Below are 21,139 nucleotides of genomic sequence, written 5' to 3' on the forward strand. Positions count from 1 at the left end.
GGCTGATCACGCTCACTAATACTCCACACGCTACCATCATTGGTATTGTTTCAATGAGTATAAAATGCCACAGTTTATTTTTTTCTGTTAATTTATAAATTGTTTTCACTTTAGTAAAAGATTGTTTTGAAAAAAATCTATTATTAATGCTTCGGTTAGACATTTGTTAACGTTCTATTAATTTTTAGATTTGTCTTTCAGTATTATATTAAAGTGGCGACCACATTTATAGTAACTATTGATAAAACTACCGAATTTATCTTTAAAGACAAATTAAAGTTTTTATTATTTAAGGGATAAAACGACTAGACTTTCAGAAAGTTACGCTCTTGGAGTTGATGAGATGGCTTCAATATCCACTTCACTTAGAAGAAAATAGTACTAATTGAAGCCTCTAAAATTTAGAATCCTCAAACTATTGCGTGACTCTATTAAATTGATCTCCTAAATAAGCTAAACACTATTGAAGACATCAAGCTTGGTATTAAAAAATTTATTTAGAACAGAAATTATTGATAGACATAATGCTTGTTTAGCAAAGCTTTTAGCCTTAGATAACTTTCTGTATAACAGTCTCTATCATTTCAACAACTATATGCCAAGGGTAAGGCAACTGACCTGATCGTATTTTTTGCAGCAACCGAAAACAACAAACTTGATGCTATGACAATGGAAAAGAAGCCTCAAACCCTTGGCAAATCTTGCTAGTCCTTAACTGCTTACAAATACTTTATGCTCGTTTTCTAGTCCAAGGACCCCAAATGGCACAGGTAATTCCAGGAGTTTGGATATTGACAAACATTGTGTGACCATCAGGTGAGAAGCAAGCGCCAGCAAATTCACTGCCATTAATAGCATTTGTTGCAAATCGGTACAGTTCACCATTCTTGTTCACGCCGTGAACGTATTCAGTACCTTCACCGTCTTCACACAGGAAGAGATCACCGAACGGAGCCACAGTAATGTTATCAGGGAAATTAAGTTTCTCAATATCAGTAGACTCCACAACTAGGGTGAGAGTATTTTTTTTGGGGTCATAAGCGAAAACCTGCCCTTGCCCTATATTGCCACCATTAGTACAGGTAAAGTAGACCAAGCCATTGCCATACCAACAACCTTCACCTCTAGAGAAGATGGCTGCGCCCTTAGCTTGCCCCTGACCACGCACGGAACTAGCAAAGTTATTGTTATCGGGGTCAACATTATCTATCTGCACCCATCTAACTGACAGTGGTTGGTTTTTATATTGAAGAAAATTCGTCCGAGTATTAACTGGAGACGGCCTTCCAGGAATGTCTAAAACAAGCGCTTCCAACACTCCACCACCACGCTCTTGAAGGTCGCCATATTTATTAGGACGGACATTAGGACGGAAGCGATAGAAGCAGCTACCTCCATCGTCTTCAGTTTGATAGATGTATCCAGTGTCGGGATCAACTGCAACGGCTTCATGGTTAAAGCGACCCATGGCCACGAGGGGAATTGGAGCAGCCACTTGAATGTCTGCTGTTGCAGGAACCTCAAAGTTATAGCCATGCTTTTTGGTAGCTCCACCAGTTCCAGGAAGAGTCAGGTTCTCCTCACAGCTAATCCAGGAACCCCAAGGAGTTGGTCCACCAGCGCAGTTACGAATAGTCCCTGCTAGAGAAACAGAATGCTGTTTTACTCGACGGTTAGGACCAACAATAATCGTCGTTGTTCCTCCCCCAATTTGGTCATATCGTGGCAACCCAACTATCGGATTAGAACCATTAGCACTTACCTCGTGATTTCGCACCAGAATTGTGGTGTTCTTAGGGCCAGCAAAGGCAGCCATACCATCATGATTACCTCCCACTAATGCCCCATCATCCATCTTTTGGCCTGTATAGGATATTGCGGTGTAGTTAAAACCGGGGGGAAGTTCCAACAGGGGTTGGGTGCCTAAGTTAATTCCATCAAGAACAACACCAACAAGTTCATCTGCATTTTCAGGTAGCTTTGGCTCTAAGGGACCATAACCAATTCCGCCAGCTACTTGACCATTGGCAGCTCTTGCATACAAGGCTTCTAGAGGAGAAACCATACTCACACCAATTGCACTTGCTCCAGCCAACTTGAAGAAGTGACGTCTTGATAAGCTCATTAGAATAGATTTTGAAAAACACCAGTAATTTAAAAAATAAAAATTGTTTTTTAATAAATAGATAAGGCATGGTTAAGAGTTATTTTTAAGGCTAAAGTGCCAAGGCTAATTATTGATAGTGAAAAAGATGAAGCTATTGCTACTCCTAAAATTTGAATGCGATCGCCCACAGCAGGCGCTTACATACTTGCAAGCGATGTGGTGAAAGTCAACGAAGTGCGATCGCTCAAACCACCGCATCCTCAAGATTATCGACAGCATGGCTGATGTGAGCTAGTGAAGGGATACAGCCTAGTGAGCTTGGCGCTGACACACCATCAGCTTTTTTGTTAAAGAAGCGGTTGCTAGGAGAACATTGAAAAAGGAATTCAGGAGCGGAGCCAGATAAGCTCCACCTCCGAACAGAATGCAGGATTTAGAAGCAATAGCAGATTCAGACTCGTGGCTAATTATTTTAAGTGCAACACAGAGAGTTTGGGGAGGGATTTAAACTAGTTTATGCATCTGCTAGTTAGATTCCAATTGTGAGTGTTGAGTTCTTTGTTATTTAAACAAGCTCCTGTGTTGAAAACTTTGACTATATAGGCAGTTCAAACAACTTAAGTTGTATTTCGCCGCGCTGATCTTTGTAGTGGATATGCAATACATCTTGGATGAATGCCATGCTCAGGACTTTCATCCCTTGATTAGTTAGCTGGCGTCGAGCTTGAAGTTTGAGGGCTTCTAGCTGTTGAGTTGATGTCATAATTATTATTGAACTTGTAGAAGTTGTACTGGGTTGTACAACAACAAATAAACCCAAAGGCTACCATATCACTATCTGTTGTAACAACCCAGAGTTTCGCTTGGTGAACTGCTGCGCCAAAAAATTTGTCCAAATTGATCCATTTTGTCAGGAAATCAGTCAGTTGTAGCCGTAAAGTTAACTTCCAGTATTGGTTTGTTAATCTGTCAGAGGGAGGCACAAGACAACTTACAGATTTTGACAATTTGGCAACCTCTGTTTTTCTATTGGAGTTTCAATAGATATAGCAACACAACCGAACAGCAAAGAAGTTGTACAAAAAACGAAGTCAAAGTTGGTGGTTCAAGTTTTCCGCTTGATGCCGATGAATATCCAATGATTTGACAGAGATACACTCGTGGGCGATCGCGCAACGGGGAAATACTTCTCTATAGAGATGTGCGACACAACGAGCCAGCCCTCAGTTAAATCAGGAAAATTTATTGAGTTAGATGATTTATACTTTTAAGTCGCCCTGGTTATCAAAAAACGTTAAAGTTGTATGTCCAGCCCCAGCCCTGACATGGTTCGCCTTTACTTGCAAGAAATTGGTCAGTTTCCCTTATTAACGCCAGACCAAGAAATTGCTTATGGTAGGCTTGTACAGCAAATGATGACCATTGAGCAACACAAAGATACGCTTAGCCAACAATTGAATCGCGAACCTACTTTGAGTGAATTAGCTGCTGATGTTGACAGAACTGAAACTGAAGTAACTCAAATACTTCAGCAAGGAAAACGAGCAAAGCAAAAGATGGTAACAGCAAACCTGCGGCTGGTGGTTTCGATTGCCAAAAAGTATCAGCGCCGCAATCTGGAGTTCTTGGATTTAATTCAAGAAGGAGCAATAGGTTTACAACGAGGTGTGGAGAAGTTTGACCCCAACCGCGGCTATAAGTTATCAACTTACGCTTACTGGTGGATAAGTCAGGCAATTACACGGGCAATTGCTGAAAAATCCCGCACGGTTCGCTTACCTGTACATATCACTGAAAAACTCAATCAAATTAAGAAAGTACAGCGAGAACTGTTTCAAACACTTGGCCGTCTGCCAACGATTACAGAAATTGCTGAAGCTTTGAATCTACAACCCAATCAAATACGGGAATATCTTAGTATTTCAAAACAGCCATTTTCTCTAGATCTAAAGGTGGGAGACAACCAGGACACAGAACTTAACGAACTTTTAGCAGATGAAGGGATTTCGCCGAATGAACAGCTAACTCAACAACTGTTACGTCAAGATATGAACAATTTGTTAGCTTTACTCAAACCCGTGCAGCGTGAAGTATTGATTTTGCGTTTTGGATTAGAGAACGATCAACAACTAAGTTTGGCTCAAATTGGGCAGAAGTTAAATGTCAGTCGAGAGCGAGTTCGTCAGATCCAGCAGCAAGCAATCAATGTTTTGCGTCGTCAACGACCAGACATTGGGCAGTATTTGTCTTCTTGAAACAAGCGATCGCTTTACGAGTAGATGTTTCTGGGCTGATTGCGCAGGATGTCTGCCATGTCGTCGGGCAGAATCACTAGAATTACTTACGAAATTTTGAATTGTAGGCTTCTAGAGTAATTATCGGAAATTCTCTAACAACTCCTCTGTCTGGTGCAATTTTACTAAAGTATTCGCACACAAAATACCAGACGCCGCTACCGCAGGTACACCAATTCCTGGCATGGTGCTATCACCAACGCGATATAAACCTTGTATAGGCGTGTGTGTACTCGGAAACATCCCCTTACCTACAGCAATTGCCGGGCCATAGGTTCCTTGATACCTGCAAAGATAATGAGCATGAGTCAAGGGTGTACCAATAAGTTCAACTACTACACGTTCTCGGATATCGGGGATAATCCGTTCTAAGGCACGATATAAAGATTGCGCTTTCTGCTGTTTCTTTTGTTCATACCCCTCATTTCTTTCCCATCCCGTGTAGGATTCGAGGGTATAAGCATGAACAACATGATGTCTCTCTGGGGCAAGTGTTGCATCCCATACAGTGGGAATCGAGATCATGCAGGTATTTCCTGGTATGGTGATATCCTGACAAGAATCGTGGACTACGACATGATGTCCGGTTAAACTCTCTAAGCCATCTGCGCGGATACCTAAATGTAAATGCATGAAACTTTCAACTGCTGGTGTCTCTAAAGCCGCTTGGCGGTAAGTTGCAGGTAAATCTTCAGGACGTAACAAATGACTATAAGTGTCCCAGATACTCGCATTGGAAATGACAATTGGCGCTGGGAGAATTTCACCTTGTTGTAACTTAACACCCACAACTTTGCCTGATTCCACCAAAATCTGCTCGACGTGACATCCTAAACGCAACTGTCCACCCCAGCGTTCTAAACCATTGACTAAAGCCTGAACAATTGCTCCACTCCCCCCTACAGGATACTCAACTCCAGCACGGGAACGTTCACCCAACATAAAAGCTACCTCTGGGGCAATTGTCCCGTGTGCTTTTAAACCTGAGAGTAAGAAGCATTCTAAATCTATCAGTCGCCGAACCCAAAGATTTTGTATTGTTGCATCCATCACATCACCAGCCGAACTTTGCAAAAGCGGCAAGTAGGGCAACATTTTTATTAAAGAAGGTAGATAACTTTTAAGTAATATTAAAATTACCTGCCAATCTGCCCGCAGCGCTAGGGTGGGAATAGCCCGCATTGCCTCATATAACCCTAACAAGCGTTTTTCAAAGACTTGGAGTTCTCTAGCACCTTGAGGCGTAATTTTCTGCACTTCATGCCGATATCGCTCGGCATCGCTGTACACTGCAATAGTTCCCTCAGGAAAATGGTAGTGTCCTAAAGGATCATAGGGTATAACTTGAATGGATTCACCAAGAACATCCAGAACTTGTTTTACCGGATTCAAGCTTTGGGTATCAGTCAGACCACAATAGAAAGAAGGGCCAGAATCAAATTCAAATCCCCGTCGTTTAAAACTATGCGCCGCACCCCCAGGAATTACATGACTTTCACACACAATCACTCGCTTGCCATAATAAGCAAGTAATCCCGCAGCACACAACCCGCCGATACCGCTACCAATTACTATGACATCACTATCTTGCATTTTTGTCCTTTGTCCTTTGTCCTTTGTCCTTTGTCTAAAATCATTTACGTTTGTTGTTTGTCAGTTGTCCTTTGTCTAAAACCAATGACCAATGACCAATGACCAATGACCAATGACTAATGACCAATGACTAATGAACCATTAATTGAATTAAAAGGCGTGTCTAAGTCCTTTGGTAGCAATAAGGTTTTAGATAAAATAGATTTGACCATTTATCGGGGAGAAGCGCTAGGAATTATTGGACCTTCTGGGACTGGTAAATCTACAATTTTACGGGTAATTGCTGGATTGTTGCTTCCCGATGAAGGAGAAATTTATATACAAGGCGTGCGGCGAAACGGTTTGATTGAGGATGCGGCTGAGACTCTTGGGATTGGGATGGTGTTTCAGCAAGCGGCGTTATTTGATTCGTTAACAGTAGAAGAGAATGTGGGGTTTTTACTGTATCAGAATTCCAAAATAGCGCGATCGCGCATTCGAGACATGGTGAATGAAAAATTGGAGATGGTAGGTTTGTCTGGAATCGGAGAGATGTACCCATCTGAACTTTCTGGAGGTATGCGCAAACGAGTCAGTTTTGCTCGTGCAATCATGTCTAACCCCGAAAGCACTAATGAGGGACCAGAACTTTTACTATACGATGAACCAACAGCAGGACTCGATCCCATTGCCTCAACAGTCATCGAAGATTTAATTCGCCATTTGCAACGGGCACAAGGAGTTTGCAGTACTTACGCTATTGTGACTCATCAAGACAGCACTATTCGTCGTACTGCCGACAGAGTTATATTTTTGTATCAAGGTAGAGTGCAGTGGGAGGGTACAGTTAGTGAAATAGATAGCACAGACCATCCATTGATTAGACAATTCATGAGTGGCAGTGTGCAAGGACCGATTCAGGTCGTCGGCTAGATGGATGGAGGAAAATTATGCGATCGCGAACAGTAAGAGAAGGTTCTGTAGGGCTAATAATTCTAATGGGATTAGGAGTCTTTGGGTTAATAGTCGTGTGGTTGAATAGAGTAACTGCTAGTCGCAGTTCATACAAGGCTATTGTGGAATTTGCTAACGCTGGCGGGATGCAAAAAGGCGCAACAGTTCGCTACCGTGGCGTGAAAGTGGGCAATATTTCTGCGATTCGACCAATGCCTAATAACATCGAAGTGGAAATTGAAATCTTCCAACCTGATTTAATTATTCCTAGTAATGTAGTAGTAGAAGCCAATCAGAGTGGACTGATTAGCGAAAGTATTATTGAGATTACACCAAAAGCTTCTTTACCTTCCGGGGTTGCCGTCGCTAAACCTCTAGACAGAAATTGCGATCGCAACCTAATTATTTGTAATGGCTCTCATTTGCAAGGTCAGATTGGGATCAGTCTCGATCAACTTATTCGCAGCACAACTGAGTTAGCTACTGTATACAATGACCCAAAATTCTATCGTAATGTCAATAGGCTACTAGAAACCTCCACAGCAGCAGCGACTAGTCTCACTTCTCTTAGCCGGGATCTTCAAGGTTTATCCAAAAGCGCCAAAGGTCAACTAGGTACTTTTTCTGCTACAGCTACTTCTGTACAACGAGCGACAAATCAACTTACTACATCTTCTAGTCGCACTGTAAATGAACTTGGCTCGGCGGCAAGACAATTTAGTCTTACAGCAACTCAAGCAAGTCAGTTGTTAACTAACCTGAATAATCTAGTCACAACCAATCGTTCGTCATTAGTTGCTGCTTTGAACAATCTCACCGAAACCAGCAATCAATTACGTACTACATTTACTAGCTTATCACCCGCTGTCAATCGCTTAACCCAAGGACAAATCATCAACAATTTAGAAGCGCTTTCAGCGAATGCAGCACAAGCATCAGCCAATTTACGCAATGCAACTAACTCGTTAAACGATCCCAAAAATGCAGTGTTACTGCAACAAACCTTAGATTCCGCCAGACTCACATTTGAAAACACACAAAAAATTACCTCTGATTTAGATGAATTGACAGGCGACCCCAAATTCCGCAGCAATCTTCGGCAATTGGTGAATGGTCTGAGTAATTTGGTGTCTTCTACTCAACAAATGGAGCAGCAAGCAAAGGTCGCAGTTACCCTAGACTCGCTCAAAGCATCTATTAATAAACCCGATGCGGTGCTTCCCACCCCAGCGATTAAGCAACAGGCGGTAACTATTAATCCTTTGCCTACTGCTTTGAAAAGTTTAGATAAAGACCCCGAACCAACTTTTAGTTTATCTACCTCTAACCCATCTTCAGAACAGCTACTACAGCAACTGCGGCAGTATAGCAAGCAACGAGAGCAACAGAAGATAGAGCAGGTGATAGTAAAAGAAGCTGATGCTCAGAAAAATCAAAATTAGGAACTATTCCTCATCTTATAGAGGAAAGGGCAATAGGAAATGTGGGATTTTCCTTTAATTGACTGTCTTGAAAAGTGACGCTCCAGCGTCGCTAACAGATCGCCGAAAGCCGATGCTGTGTGTGCGTAAACTAAAAACATCACTGTTGGCGTTGAATTCGCTTACTGAATTGCGTAGATGCGTTGGCGAAACCTCTCGTACCCCTACGGGGAAGCAAGCTACGCGTAGCGTCTCCCCTTGGGAGAAGAGAAACGGCTTGCCGTTAGAAATCGCCTGCAATTCCAGATAATGATAGTATTTTTACTCATAACATTATTTCTGGAAACTCACTAAATTACTGCCACTAAACTTTTTTAACCTGGTTTTTTATGGGATTGCTAAAAGCATCCGGAACATCCATCACTTTAATCAATACTTTAATTATCAAGAAGTTTTTGCAATCTAACAACAAACTGTCCAGTTATCTATGAAGGATAATCACAACTTTTTCTTGCGTAATGTTTGGTATTATGCCTTGCCGAGCGATCGCCTCAAACCTGGTAAGATGGTCGCCCGTACTTTTTTGGGAGAACCAGTACTGCTGTGTCGCAGCCAAGAGGGCAAAGTATTTGCCTTAAAGGATATTTGTCCTCATCGTGCTGTGCCTTTAAGTTGTGGTCGATTTGATGGGCAAGAAGTAGAATGCTGTTACCACGGTTGGCGTTTTAACCATGCAGGACGTTGCACCGCGATTCCCTCTTTAGTAGAAGGGCAAGATGTAGATTTAAATCGCTACAATGTAGAATCCTACGAAATTCGGGAAACCCAAGGTAATATCTGGATATTTATGCCAGAACTGGGTAAATCTAAATCTTCTGCCTCAGCAAGGGAAATTCCAGAAATTCCAGAGATTCCTGGCTTTGGCGATCGCTCACCGCAGTTAGTAGAAGTGATGCGGTTTCCCTGTTTTATCGATCATGCAGTCCTAGGTTTAATGGACCCCGCCCATTCACCTTATGTTCATCGGGTATGGTGGTGGCGTTCTGGACAACTCCACGACGAAATCAAGCAATTTGACCCTTCACCTTATGGGTTTACTATGCGTAAACACCAATTACCAGCCAATACAGGTAAAGCTTATCGCTTCATCGGCGGCGGAATTCCTGAAACAGAGATTACTTTTCAAATACCAGGAGTAAGGGTAGAAACCACAACAACCGCCAAGCACCAAGTTACCAACCTGACAGCAATTACACCAATTTCAGAAACAGAAAGCGAAGTTAATTTTGCCTTTTATTGGACAGTACCTTGGGCAGGATTCGCCAAGCCATTAATCCGTCTATTAACACGGGCTTTTCTAGGACAAGACCGCACAGTAGTTGAAAAGCAGCAGATTGGTTTAAAGTACGATCCAGTGCTGCGGCTGATTAAGGATTCAGATATGCAGGCGCAATGGTATTACCAGTTAAAGCGAGAATATGCTCGTTCAATAGCTGAAGACCGTTCGTTTGTAAATCCTGTCAAGAGTCAGCTACTTCATTGGCGGGCTTGATATCGTGTTTGGTGAAAAACTTATCATTAAGACTATAGGCGAGCAGAGAGCAGAAAGCAGAGGAACAAAGGATTAACGTTGATTTTATCGAGTGACAATGCGATCGCATCGGTCTGTGATGCCAATACATCGGCTCGTTATGCGATCGCATCGGTCTGTGATGCCAATGCATCGGCTCGTTATGTTATTGCATTGGCTTGTTATGCCAATGCATCGGCTTGTTATGTGATTGCATCGGTCTGTGATGCCAATATATCGGCTTGTTATGTTATTGCATTGGCTTGTTATGCCAATGCATCGGCTCGTTATGTGATTGCATCGGTCTGTGATGCCAATGCATCGGTATGCAATTTGATTGCATCAGCCTGCAAAATTAATCTGATGGCTGCATTTGGCGGTGCGTAGGCAAGCTAATCAGCGACTCATTGAAAAAATCTGTTCAGCGGTTAGAGGAATGTTCGCAAACAATCTAGAATCAATTCGATCCTCTCCTCGAAACACCTTTGGAGGTAAATACTCTCCCTCTTCAAGTTGGTAAATTGTAATGGTCGGTTGCTTGGGTGAGCCAATGAAGCGAATGCCACCAAAAGCAGCATAGTCCACAATGATGTACTCTAAAACCCCCAAGTCCTCATATTCAGCCAGTTTTGTTAAATAGTCGTCCTTCCAGTTGTTGCTAACGACCTCAATAATTCCGGGTGGTGAAATATATGCAGCAGCAGAACTAGAAATAGTTTTCATCCGCTGCCATTCTTCCTTAGCAAATATGACAATATCGGCTTTGCGGCTTTTTTCCTTTTCTTGTGGTGCTGTCTTAAGCCGCACCTGCTTGGACTGTCGCGACACGTAAGGTAGGTCATTTTTTTGGCAGTGGTTTTCGAGGTAGGCACACAGCCTCTGGATCAAATCCTCATGATTTGCATTTGGTTCTGATAATGGCACAGGAATCCCATCCAATAGCTCAAACTCTCTGCCTGAACCATCATCCCAGGCAAGAAACTCTTCAAAACTCAGTGGTTGTGTGACGGTTGCGTACATCGCCCTCGCTCCATTGCTGACGGGTACTTCACTCAATGCTATCAAGATGTACTGAAAATGGGCATTGGGCATGGGGCATGGATTTTTATGCTTGGTTGTGGGTTTTTCCCATGATTGACTGACGTAAAAGACACTTTTTGTTGATATATTCCCAGCAGTCGATACAAAATAGCTGGGTGTTCTCAATTTATGAACAAAGCAGGTAAAACGCCTGTCTCATTAGGTCTGTTGGGTGCAGCTGCCTTTATGGTAATTGCTGATGTGCGGGTAATTGATCCACTTTTGCACATCATCGCTGATGAGTTTAAGGTGGGTGTCGGTAGTGCAGCAATTATTGTCAGTGCCTACACAATTCCCTATGGGCTATTTCAATTAGTCTACGGCCCATTGGGCGATCGCATTGGCAAACTCAAAGTAATTACAGCCGCGCTAGCAGCCTTTGCTGTGGGGACTGCGGCTTGTGCTTTTGTGCCAAATATCATCCTCCTTACCTTACTGCGGTTTCTCACTGGGATGGCGGCGGCTGGGATCATCCCCGTTACCTTAGCTTATATGGGTGATAACTTTCCTTACGAACAACGCCAAGCTGCCATCGGGCGTTATTTGAGTGCGTTGGTATTAGGGCAAATTCTTGGTGGTAGTTTGGGAGGTATCTTTGGAGAATATATTAGCTGGCGAGGTATCTTTCTTGTATTTGGGGTTGTCTCCCTGGCTATCTCCCTAGAATTGTGGCGGGAGATGAGCAAAATCAACAATGAACAGCATTCTCTAGGGCCAGTCGGTTGGGCAACATTCCGGCCTTATTTCCAACTTATGAAGCAACCAGTCGCCCGGACTGTAATTATCGGGGTATTTATTGAAGGCTTTTGCTTGTTTGGGGGATTTGCTTATATTGGTGCATTCCTGAGAGACAGATATAACTTACCTTATGTAGCAATCGGGTTTATGCTCAGTGGTTTTGGCTTAGGTGGATTGATTTACAGTCGTTCTGTCAAGTGGTTGGTGCGGAGATTGGGAGAAAGTGGCTTGATGGGGGTTGGTGGGGTGTTTATGTGTATTTCTTTCTTAGCGATCGCATTATTGCAGAACTGGGTGCTGTTTATTCCCTTCAATATCCTCATGGGATTAGGCTTTTACATGATGCACAGCACACTCCAAACTCGAGCTACAGAACTTGCACCCGAAGCGCGGGGTACTGCGGTTTCGTTATTTGCGTTTAGCTTATTTATTGGACAGGGAATTGGTGCGGCGGCGTTTGGCAGAATTGTGGATCATTACGGCTATCTTCCTTGTTTTATTGTCACCGGAATTGCGATCGCTTTGCTTTCCCTTTGGCTAGGCAAGCAGAAGCAGCATATTAAATTCGGGTAAACTGTGATTGGGTACTTTGGCTAGAATTCTTCTGTTAATTAATGAGTATTAAACACTCGTGAATAAGCCTTAACACCTCATTAATGAGTATCAAACACTCGTGAATAAAGTCTCACTATCTTTTAAACTTACCTTCTGCCTTCTGCCTTTTGCCCTCTACTTAAACTATGCCCAGAGTTCACGTTAACGGAATCGATTTGTTCTATGACATTAAGGGAGCAGGTGAGCCTTTATTATTAATTGCAGGTTTTTTTTGCGATCATACCTACTGGTCATTGCTGATGCCTTCACTCGTGAAGCAGTATCAGGTAATTCGCTTGGATAACCGCGGCTTTGGGCGAACTTCTGCTCCTGATAATCCTTACAGTATTCAGCAGATGGCAACTGATACAGCCGCACTGCTTGAGCGCATCGGCATAGAAAAGGTACATTTAGCAGGGCATTCAATGGGTGGTCAAATTGCTCAAGAACTAGCATTAGCACACCCAGAAAAGGTAAAAAGTTTGATACTACTCTCATCCTTAGCCAAGGGAGATGCTCGATTCAATAGTATTATCGCCACTTGGGGTGAACTCCCCGCCAATCTCGACCTAAAACTTTATCAACAAGTTATATTGCCCTGGATATTTACTGATGCGTTTTACTCTATTCCTGAGATGATCGAGATGATTGTGAATTTGGCGATTAATTACCCATTTGCGCCAACTCCTCATGGACTCTATCATCAAAGCCGCGCTATCCTTGGCGGTGATACTACACAACGCCTTAAAGATATCCACTGTCCTACTCTAGTTATGGTAGGTAAACAGGATATTCTCACGCCAATAAAGTTTTCTAAGCAACTAGCCCAAGGTATTCCCAACGCTGAACTTGTTGTTCTTGACAGTGGTGGTCATGGCTTCTTAATTGAATCACCAGAGAATGTCGCCTCAGCAATACTTAAGTTTCTCTGCTGTCTTCCGAAAAATGGGATGTCTTTGATGTAGCAACACAACAGAAGCATACATTAGCATCTCAACTTAATATTTATGAAATCTGCTCCTCTAGCCTTAGCCGTTATCATTGGTGCACTTACTATCTCCCAGAGTGCTTATGCTAACCAAAAGAATTCTCCGACTGCAACAAGCCAAGGCAATCAGGCTGCGGTTTTAGTTACTAAACCAGTCACGCTAACTAGTAAATGGAGTTACAGCATCAACCGAAATAATACTTTTAAAACAACTACCAATTCAATTGCGCTAGAGCAGGAGAGAGGATGCAAAAATCTTAACCCGTTTGAGATTCTTAAAAACCCAAATATTTTATTTCAGCAATGTCAACAGCCAACACATCAACAAACTGCTCAACTTGCTGAACCAATTGAGTATTTAAAAGTGCCGCGTCTTGATTCTGGTATTAAGGTAACTGTTTCTAAATTTTAAAAGGGAACAGAAATTTATATAGTAGGGTGAGCAATGCCCACTTTACGAATATTAGGTAATTTATTTTTTATTCCCTGATAATCAGTTACAAAACACTATATCTCTGCTCAAATTCAGCAATAATTGAAAGTTACAAACCCGCAGGGGCGGGTTTTAGTTGTGTGTAAGGATAAACCGCAATTTCTAATCGCCTAATAAATTACGAAATTAGACTTATAAAACATTGTTTGCAAAGGGTTTGCATAGCAACACTAAATCACTAAAGCTGTTGCTTTCAAAGCGAAAATCCTTTCGATGACATCTTCTACTACCTTATCGGGTGTGGAAGCACCAGAAGTAATTCCTACAACTATTTTGCCTTCAGGTAACCAGTTATCTTGGATGACTATATCCCCAGTTAACTGTCGATGTTCAATGAATTTTTCTGATTTGATCCGCTCAACGCAATCAATATGATAAGAAGGAATTCCCCGCTCAAAAGCAATCTGTTGTAATTGCGTAGTATTTGATGAATTAAACCCACCAATTACTATCATCAAATCTAGGTTTTGTTGCACTAAGTCCAACATTGCATCTTGGCGTTCTTGGGTGGCGTCACAGATAGTGTTGAAGCTTTGAAAATGCTGATTTATTTCAGTAGTCCCATACTTCCGCATCATTGTGCGCTCAAACAGCTTGCCAATCTGCTCAGTTTCACCTTTGAGCATTGTTGTTTGATTAGCAATTCCCACCCTTTCTAAGTCCTTATCGGGATCAAATCCGGCTGAACAAGCTTTAGCAAATTTCTGCAAGAATTCCTCGCGATCGCCACCATTAAGAATATAGTTGCTAACATATTCTGCTTCCCGCATATTTAGCACAATCAGATATTTACCAGCAAAAGAACTAGTGGCAACAGTTTCTTCGTGCTTGTATTTACCGTGGATAATTGAGGTGTAATCGACTTTTTTGTGCTTCTCAACTGTATTCCAAACTTTTGATACCCAAGGACAAGTTGTATCGACAATTTTGCAGCCTTTATCATGGAGAATCTGCATTTCCTGAACGCTGGCTCCAAAAGCAGGTAAGATGACTACATCTTCATTTTCAACTACAGAAAAGTCTTTTTTCCCGGCGTTCACAGGAATAAACTTGACTTCCATCTCCTGCATACGCTGATTCACAGAAGGGTTGTGAATAATCTCATTTGTAATCCAAATGCGATCGCTTGGGAAGTGCTGTCGGGTTTCATAGGCCATTGCTACTGCACGTTCTACACCCCAGCAGAAGCCAAAGGCTTGCGCTAACAGAATTGTGACCTCACCTTGTTCGAGGGTGTAGTTGCGATCGCGAATTTGTTGGATTAAGCTACTTTGGTATTCAGACTGTAACTGGGTAGCCACTTCTGCTTGATGACCAAAGCCTTTGCGATTATAGTTTTCTGAATGTTGCAGGCTACGCTTAAAAGCTTTTGTATCCATTGAATTGTTTTAGTTAGTTCACCATTTCTCATTTTCTCGCGTCAAGACGCTAATGAGCTTGTGAAAGTGTCAATATCTCATATTTTGAGTTTGTCCTTGTTGTTTTGCTGTGGTTGGGGTTCTAATTCCTGATGGCTATAAATCTGCAATGCAGTCCGCCAAACCATATAGCCTTCGGGACTTAAGTGTAAGCCATCGGTAGTAAATTCACGGCGGAGATTACCTTCCTGGTTGGCAAACAGGGGATATAAGTCGAGATATTTGACGCCTTGTATGGTGGCGATGGTTTGCAGTTGCTGATTCAGCTGCTGAATGCGATTATTCGCAATGGCTAGCAGACGTTCTCGTCCTTCCCAAGTTGATTCTTCTCCCCCATGCGGCAAAATTGACTGGACAAATATTTGTGCTGTAGGATGCGCCCTTCGTAAGTAACGGATGATTTGCCGTTGATTCTCTAAAATTATCTCATCGCTTACACCCCGAATTAAATCATTAATCCCAATCATCACAAAAATCACCTGTGGCTGGGTGCGGTCAAATAAATTTAATCTTTTTAACAGTCCTTCGCTAGTTTCACCAGAAATTGCCTGATTGAGCCAATATCTGTTCTCAGGTAATAATTCTGAGGGAAACCATAGACTCAAAGAATCTCCAGCTAGTATGCTCAGATGCTGAGGAGGTTTCTGTGCAGCTACCTTAGCTTCTGACTTAAGAATCTCTACCCACTGTTGGTAATTGAGTTGGTGACGGGGGCCTAACTCCGGTTTAGTAACCTCGGGTTCACTGGCTGTATCCGCAGTAGGTGGGACAACAATATTGCTTAATCTCTGCTGCTGCCAAATTAGCAGGATAATCGCCAACATCAGCAGACCGTTGGTTACTAGCGAGAAAAATCCCCAGATAGGAAAGGTTTTTGCAGAAATGGACACGACTAGTAAAATTTACCAATAATTGGAATCAAATTTGAGCTTCACCCCCCGATTGAAGTACGGGGAATTTAATGGTACTCAGGTTGCTCACAGCAGTGATTTCGCTGTAGTGCTTGGTATCATAACTCAGAGAAATTAAACTGCGTACATCTAGAGAAAATTTTGAGACTTGATTGTAACAGTATCCGAAAACTTGCTACCTGACCCTAGGGGTATGAAACATCAAAAAGCAGGGGGAGAAGGGGGACAAGGAAGTGTGGGGAGTGTGGGAGAGGGTGGGGAGAACTGATTACTGAGTTAGCGATCGAGATGATGAAATATGTACAAAAGAAAAACTATGTAAATACTCTGCCCTCAAAGCTTTGTAGTGATGCAATAGTGTAAAAATGATTTAATCAGAAGTGGTTTTCACCCTACTTTCTGCTTTCAATAGCGTAAATTTGCTTATATTTAAACTTGTATGGTGGCTATTGTTACTCAAACCCAACTTCAGGAGTTGCGTCCAGGCGATCGCGTTAGATATCATGGTGTCGATTGGCATATAGAAGACTACAGCACATATCAAGACCCCCAAGGGTATTTAACTGATGAGTGGTTGCTAAGTTCCAAAAGTGGGTCTGAATACTATTTACTAAGAGAATTTGATCCTAATAACAAACCAGTCTCTGTAACTTGGTATCTTGCCAACTCATTAGAAAATCCTCGCCTACTCCTCCGAGATTCTCAAGAAAATATAGTACCCAGGCTATGGCAAAATATGCAATCCCAAGCAGAACCATATCCTGAATTACTACTTTTTTACAAGCATTATTACTTCGAGTCTCGAACCGAAGGTAAATATCACACAGATGGAGAAAAGCAATCTCGCATTACTTGGGATTATTGGGATCAAGAGCATCAAATGAATTTAGCGATTGAGGCTTTTTCCGAGCGTCAGTTAGAGATTTACACTAGCAAGGTAGTACGTCCTAATGAATTTTCCCATATTCAGAAATCCGAAGAAATAAATCAAAAAAACTGGATGAGTAATCTATCTCGTTTTTTGCAGATTGTGGTAGCAGGATTGCTATTACTTGTGGGAATTTCAATGATGATATTTGGATAAATCGCAAATGCCTAATTCATTATTTATTGAACAGCATGATGACGGTATTGCCTTTTATATAAATGGGGATTTGCAGTTTGATACTGCTGATGAGGCAATATATCATGAGTATTTAGTAATTCCAGCAATAGCTTTAGCTAGTAAAAGATTTCCGCAAACACAACTACGTGTCCTGATTTGTGGTGGTGGGGATGGACTAGCAGCGAGAGATGTATTAGGATTTACGCAAATTCAAAAGATTGATTTAGTTGATTACAATCCAGAAGTTTTAGAATTAGCAACAACTGTATTTAAACCTTATAATCTAGGCAGTTTAGAAGAAGATAAGGTAACTGTCTATACTCAAGAAGCATTTGAATTTGCTTCCCAACAGCCAAATGATTATTATCACGTTATTATTTGTGATTTTACCTATCCCCATTCCTCAGACGACACCAGGATATACAGTCGTGAATGGTTTCAAGAACTCCATCGTCTTTTGATACCTTCGGGAGTAATTTGTACTAACGGCGTTTCGCCTGAAAATAGAAAAACGGGTTTTTGGTGTTTATATCAAACGCTGCTATCAGCAGATTTGACAGTAAAGCCTTTACACCTAACTATCCCTTCATTTTCCGATCATGGTTATGGGAATTGGGGTTTCTTTTTAGCCTCACCGCAAGTAATTAGGCGAGATGAAATAGAAACACTTGAATTCCCAGATAACTTACATTCCTTAACTCATAGCCAGCTACTAAAGGCCTTTGTATTTGAGAGTGCGATCGCGGAATCTCGACATGAGGTAATAATTCACACTTTAGATAGTCCGCAATTATTCTATTATCTATTGAATTCTACATCTAAGCAAGAATATTTAGACTTACAATCTGACACCAGTATTGATTTCTTGGATATTGAAGAACAGGTAACAGCCAAAATCGGTGAAAGCGATCTATTAGATTTAGAATCAGTAGCAAAGTTTTGGATAGAAAATATTTACTCTAACCCAACAGCACAAGAAAATTTACCAGATATAAATCGATATTTACCTGTGCGTCATCGCTACCATAGTCAAAATATGACATCAGCATGGCTGGCAAATATTAAAGAGTTATTGGCAGAAATCGATATTAAACAGTTGTTGAATAGTCTGTTAGCAAGAGCGCAGGAATTACCACCACAAATTGCCAGTGATTTGAAAAGATTAACTGATAAAATTAACTCTAATCAGCCGCTAGCAAAGCTACCTCCTCAAACTCTTGAATTTATTGCCATGCTATCGGTAACGCTATTAATGGCAAATTTAGTAGCACCAGATTCAGTATTTGCGAAAGGCTTCTATTCTGGTAGTAGCAGCAGTACTAGTAGTGGCAGTTATGTGAGCGATGACGGAAGCTTTGGTAAGAAATTTACAGGTTTCGTATTGACTAGCATCGCAGGAATCTGGTTAAGTAGTTTATTCTCACGCCCGAAAGATGAATAAAGATGAGATCGCTTCAGATCCCCGATTTCTTTAAGAAGTCGGGGATCTAATAAATCCATAGTTAAATACCAGGAATAACATAATTCATGAAAACAAGTAATGCTATAAAAAATTCCTTAGAAAAAGAGGATATAAAATTAACTCTTAGAGAATTAAATATAGCAGAATATCATGCTTGGGATTTGCTGGTCAAAAATTTCCAACACAGTTGCTTTATGCAAACTTGTAGTTGGGCAGATTTTAAAGAAATAGAGGGTTATAAAAGCTTTCGCTACGGGTTGTTTGCCAAGAGTCAATTAATAGGAGGATGTATATATTATTTATATCCCCATTCCAACAAAGCCAATTTATTAATTGCACCTGGCGGTCCAATTTTACCAGAGAATTTGCCAGAGGAAGGGATAGAATTATTGTTAAATAAAGCTAAGGAATTAGTACAAAAATTAGGAGCGATCGCTCTGCGGATTGAACCTCTATGGCAATCAAAACCTGATTATCTTAAAAACTTCGTCCGTGCGCCTGCTGACTTACTACCATCGGAAAGTTTATTAATAGATTTACGCCCAGATGCGAGCCAAATATTGGCAGCAATGAAGCCAAAAGGACGCTACAATATCCGGCTAAGTCAACGCTACGGTGTCAAAATAGAATTCAGCAGCGACTCCCAAACAATTCCCTTATTTTATAACTTGTTTTGGGAAACTGTGCAACGGCAGAAATTTTTTGGAGAACCCTATGGCTTTTTTATCAATCTTTGCCAAACTTTATTCGCATCTGACATGGCAGAAATTGGTTTAGCTCATTGGCAAGGTGAAATAATAGCAGCAATTTTAGTTGTATATTGCGGTAATATTGCCACTTATTTATATGGTGGACGTAGTTTAGCACATCCAAAAGTAATGGCAAACTACAGCTTACACTGGGATGCAATGCAAAGGGCAAAAATGCGAGGTTGCCAATTCTATGATTTTTATGGTTTTACCCACGATCCCAATCATAGTTATGCTAAATTTTCTCAATTTAAAAGTCAGTTCGGTGGTAAGCCAATAACTACTATAGGCGCTCACGATTATTTCTTCTATGACCAGTTGGCTGATACGCTAATTAGCTTATTCCAAAACCTGGCAGGTGGTAGCAAATGAACGATAAAATTATCAATTTACTTACTCAATTAGGAGTTATTTTACTAGAGTTAGTAGTAGGTTTTGGCGTATTTTGGCTGGGACAGTTAGCTTATCAAAAGCTGTTTCGGCGGCGGATAGAATTAAATCTAGAACTGTTTGTTAAAGATAACCCTGCTGTTGCTATTGCCTTAGTGGGTTACTATTTTGGTATTGTAATTGCTTTAGGTGGCGTTCTCGGTCAAAGTGCAGTTAATTGGCAAGATAAAGCATTAAATTTAGTCAGCTACGGTGCAACCGTAATTTTATTAATGTTAGCAGGTGCATGGGTAGGTGATAGATTAATTTTGCGCCACTTTAATTGTGAACGAGAAATCATCCAAGACCGTAACGTTGGCGCTGCTACTGTAGAAGCAGGAAACCATATCGCCAACGGACTGATTTTAAGTGCAGCTTTAGCAGGCGAAAGTGGTGGCTGGTTAGTAGCATTAGTGTGCTGGTTAATAGGTTTGGGATTACTCGTAATAGTGAGTTTCGTCTATCCCAAAATTACTAAATATAATGTGTTTGCAGAAATTGAAAAGCGCAATAACCCGGCTGCTGGTGTAGCTTTAGCTGGGTTACTCATTGCTACAGGTAATATTGTGCGAGTCGCCTTTGCGTCTGAGTTTGAGAACTGGATTGATAGTTTCACTCAGTATGGTTTGGTATTATTATTTTGCTTAGGTTCACTGATAGTAATTCGCTGGTTAGCCGATTTAATTTTAGTACCTGGCGTAAAAATCTCTGATGAAATCGTCAATCAGGAAATTCCAAATATAGGTGCAGGTTTAATTGAAGGCTTTGCTTATATTGCAGCTTCTTTTTTAATTGCTTGGTGCTTATAAATTGAGGATTAAGTTGTTAACTACTATTACTGAACTAGCGCTATAGCGCTATCCATTCAGACAGTAAGCCTGACATATCTAATACTCTGTGAGACTAAACACCAGCTTGTTCTGCAACTTCAGCTAAAACGTTCTCTTATTTTAAGGCCTTGAATGATCACCGAGCGATTATTTTGACTGGGGCGAATATTGATAATTGACTCGTAAGCCATTGTTTGTGTAAATGGTATCCAGTCAGCATCCCAAATATTTTTTTGCTTGCTAGCATTTTTTAATAATGCTGCTTCGCACTCAGCGTGTTGTTGTCCTCCTCCTGTAACTATAGTTGCAAAACCACAAAGTATTGGCTCAAAGTTGTTCATTTTATCAATCTTTTCGGATCTCTGTCGCCGTTTTTCCGCATTATTTGACACTGAAGTTTTCTGCTCTTGTCACTGGAAATTGC

20 protein-coding genes are annotated in these 21,139 nt (G+C 41.3%); 13 read left to right on the forward strand and 7 right to left on the reverse strand.

Annotation, left to right across the window (positions count from 1 at the left end; translation table 11 throughout):
- Positions 1-730: 730 nt before the first annotated feature.
- On the reverse strand, positions 731-2,125 hold the full coding sequence (locus tag BV375_RS20865; protein WP_208099158.1) for an alkaline phosphatase PhoX: 1,395 nt from the start codon (positions 2,123-2,125) through the stop codon (positions 731-733).
- Between the two features lie 577 nt (positions 2,126-2,702).
- Positions 2,703-2,870 carry a hypothetical protein gene (locus tag BV375_RS37035; RefSeq protein WP_166507489.1) on the reverse strand — a complete coding sequence of 56 codons (168 nt, stop codon included), beginning with the start codon at positions 2,868-2,870 and terminating at the stop codon, positions 2,703-2,705.
- Positions 2,871-3,014: 144 nt separating this feature from the next.
- On the opposite strand from BV375_RS37035, the gene BV375_RS37710 reads away from it, so the two are divergent.
- Positions 3,015-3,254: a hypothetical protein gene (locus BV375_RS37710; protein WP_086763839.1), complete on the forward strand. Its 240-nt coding sequence runs from the start codon at positions 3,015-3,017 to the stop codon at positions 3,252-3,254.
- Positions 3,255-3,411: 157 nt separating this feature from the next.
- Entirely contained in the window at positions 3,412-4,362 is a 951-nt protein-coding gene (locus BV375_RS20875) for an RpoD/SigA family RNA polymerase sigma factor (protein ID WP_086763841.1), read from the forward strand.
- Positions 4,363-4,482: 120 nt separating this feature from the next.
- Here BV375_RS20875 and BV375_RS20880 read toward each other — a convergent pair whose 3' ends face one another.
- On the reverse strand, positions 4,483-5,994 hold the full coding sequence (locus tag BV375_RS20880) for an NAD(P)/FAD-dependent oxidoreductase (RefSeq protein WP_086763842.1): 1,512 nt from the start codon (positions 5,992-5,994) through the stop codon (positions 4,483-4,485).
- Between the two features lie 126 nt (positions 5,995-6,120).
- Between BV375_RS20880 and BV375_RS20885 the strand changes: the two genes are divergently transcribed.
- The 4 genes from BV375_RS20885 to BV375_RS20900 all read left to right on the forward strand — a co-directional run bounded on the left by BV375_RS20885 (position 6,121) and on the right by BV375_RS20900 (position 10,305).
- Positions 6,121-6,906 carry an ABC transporter ATP-binding protein gene (locus tag BV375_RS20885; protein WP_086763844.1) on the forward strand — a complete coding sequence of 262 codons (786 nt, stop codon included), beginning with the start codon at positions 6,121-6,123 and terminating at the stop codon, positions 6,904-6,906.
- Positions 6,907-6,923: 17 nt separating this feature from the next.
- Entirely contained in the window at positions 6,924-8,369 is a 1,446-nt protein-coding gene (locus BV375_RS20890; RefSeq protein ID WP_086763846.1) for an MlaD family protein, read from the forward strand.
- A gap of 466 nt (positions 8,370-8,835) precedes the next feature.
- Positions 8,836-9,900 carry an aromatic ring-hydroxylating dioxygenase subunit alpha gene (locus BV375_RS20895; RefSeq protein ID WP_086763848.1) on the forward strand — a complete coding sequence of 355 codons (1,065 nt, stop codon included), beginning with the start codon at positions 8,836-8,838 and terminating at the stop codon, positions 9,898-9,900.
- Positions 9,901-9,978: 78 nt separating this feature from the next.
- Complete coding sequence (locus tag BV375_RS20900) at positions 9,979-10,305, forward strand: hypothetical protein (protein ID WP_086763850.1); 327 nt, start codon at positions 9,979-9,981, stop codon at positions 10,303-10,305.
- Between the two features lie 9 nt (positions 10,306-10,314).
- Here the strand turns inward: BV375_RS20900 and BV375_RS20905 are convergent, their stop codons facing one another.
- On the reverse strand, positions 10,315-10,938 hold the full coding sequence (locus tag BV375_RS20905) for a Uma2 family endonuclease (protein ID WP_086763876.1): 624 nt from the start codon (positions 10,936-10,938) through the stop codon (positions 10,315-10,317).
- Positions 10,939-11,127: 189 nt separating this feature from the next.
- Between BV375_RS20905 and BV375_RS20910 the strand changes: the two genes are divergently transcribed.
- The 3 genes from BV375_RS20910 to BV375_RS20920 all read left to right on the forward strand — a co-directional run bounded on the left by BV375_RS20910 (position 11,128) and on the right by BV375_RS20920 (position 13,730).
- The gene (locus BV375_RS20910) at positions 11,128-12,309 is read left to right on the forward strand and encodes an MFS transporter (RefSeq protein WP_086763852.1); all 1,182 of its coding nucleotides are present in this window, start codon (positions 11,128-11,130) and stop codon (positions 12,307-12,309) included.
- A gap of 167 nt (positions 12,310-12,476) precedes the next feature.
- Positions 12,477-13,295 carry an alpha/beta hydrolase gene (locus BV375_RS20915; RefSeq protein WP_086763854.1) on the forward strand — a complete coding sequence of 273 codons (819 nt, stop codon included), beginning with the start codon at positions 12,477-12,479 and terminating at the stop codon, positions 13,293-13,295.
- Positions 13,296-13,337: 42 nt separating this feature from the next.
- Positions 13,338-13,730 carry a hypothetical protein gene (locus tag BV375_RS20920; protein WP_086763856.1) on the forward strand — a complete coding sequence of 131 codons (393 nt, stop codon included), beginning with the start codon at positions 13,338-13,340 and terminating at the stop codon, positions 13,728-13,730.
- A 251-nt stretch (positions 13,731-13,981) separates the two neighbouring features.
- Here BV375_RS20920 and BV375_RS20925 read toward each other — a convergent pair whose 3' ends face one another.
- Entirely contained in the window at positions 13,982-15,190 is a 1,209-nt protein-coding gene (locus BV375_RS20925) for a 4-hydroxy-3-methylbut-2-enyl diphosphate reductase (RefSeq protein WP_086763858.1), read from the reverse strand.
- A gap of 77 nt (positions 15,191-15,267) precedes the next feature.
- Positions 15,268-16,119, reverse strand: coding sequence for an SGNH/GDSL hydrolase family protein (locus tag BV375_RS20930; protein ID WP_086763860.1), 852 nt, complete (start codon positions 16,117-16,119; stop codon positions 15,268-15,270).
- Between the two features lie 460 nt (positions 16,120-16,579).
- On the opposite strand from BV375_RS20930, the gene BV375_RS20935 reads away from it, so the two are divergent.
- The 4 genes from BV375_RS20935 (at position 16,580) to BV375_RS20950 (ending at position 20,694) form a co-directional block, all read left to right on the forward strand.
- Positions 16,580-17,224: a DUF4178 domain-containing protein gene (locus tag BV375_RS20935; RefSeq protein ID WP_086763862.1), complete on the forward strand. Its 645-nt coding sequence runs from the start codon at positions 16,580-16,582 to the stop codon at positions 17,222-17,224.
- A 7-nt stretch (positions 17,225-17,231) separates the two neighbouring features.
- Positions 17,232-18,686 (forward strand): spermine synthase, encoded by a 1,455-nt coding sequence (locus tag BV375_RS20940; RefSeq protein WP_086763878.1) that lies wholly within the window; start codon positions 17,232-17,234, stop codon positions 18,684-18,686.
- Between the two features lie 86 nt (positions 18,687-18,772).
- Positions 18,773-19,828 (forward strand): peptidoglycan bridge formation glycyltransferase FemA/FemB family protein, encoded by a 1,056-nt coding sequence (locus BV375_RS20945; RefSeq protein ID WP_166507490.1) that lies wholly within the window; start codon positions 18,773-18,775, stop codon positions 19,826-19,828.
- A complete protein-coding gene (locus BV375_RS20950) occupies positions 19,825-20,694 on the forward strand; it encodes a DUF350 domain-containing protein (protein WP_086763864.1) in 870 nt (289 codons plus the stop codon). The genes BV375_RS20945 and BV375_RS20950 overlap by 4 nt, the downstream gene beginning before the upstream one ends.
- 119 nt (positions 20,695-20,813) lie before the next feature.
- Here the strand turns inward: BV375_RS20950 and BV375_RS20955 are convergent, their stop codons facing one another.
- The gene (locus BV375_RS20955) at positions 20,814-21,107 is read right to left on the reverse strand and encodes a DUF5674 family protein (protein WP_339376778.1); all 294 of its coding nucleotides are present in this window, start codon (positions 21,105-21,107) and stop codon (positions 20,814-20,816) included.
- Between the last annotated feature and the right edge of the window lie 32 nt (positions 21,108-21,139).

It is taken from the genome of Nostoc sp. 106C, from assembly GCF_002154725.1.
Lineage (GTDB): Bacteria > Cyanobacteriota > Cyanobacteriia > Cyanobacteriales > Nostocaceae > Aulosira.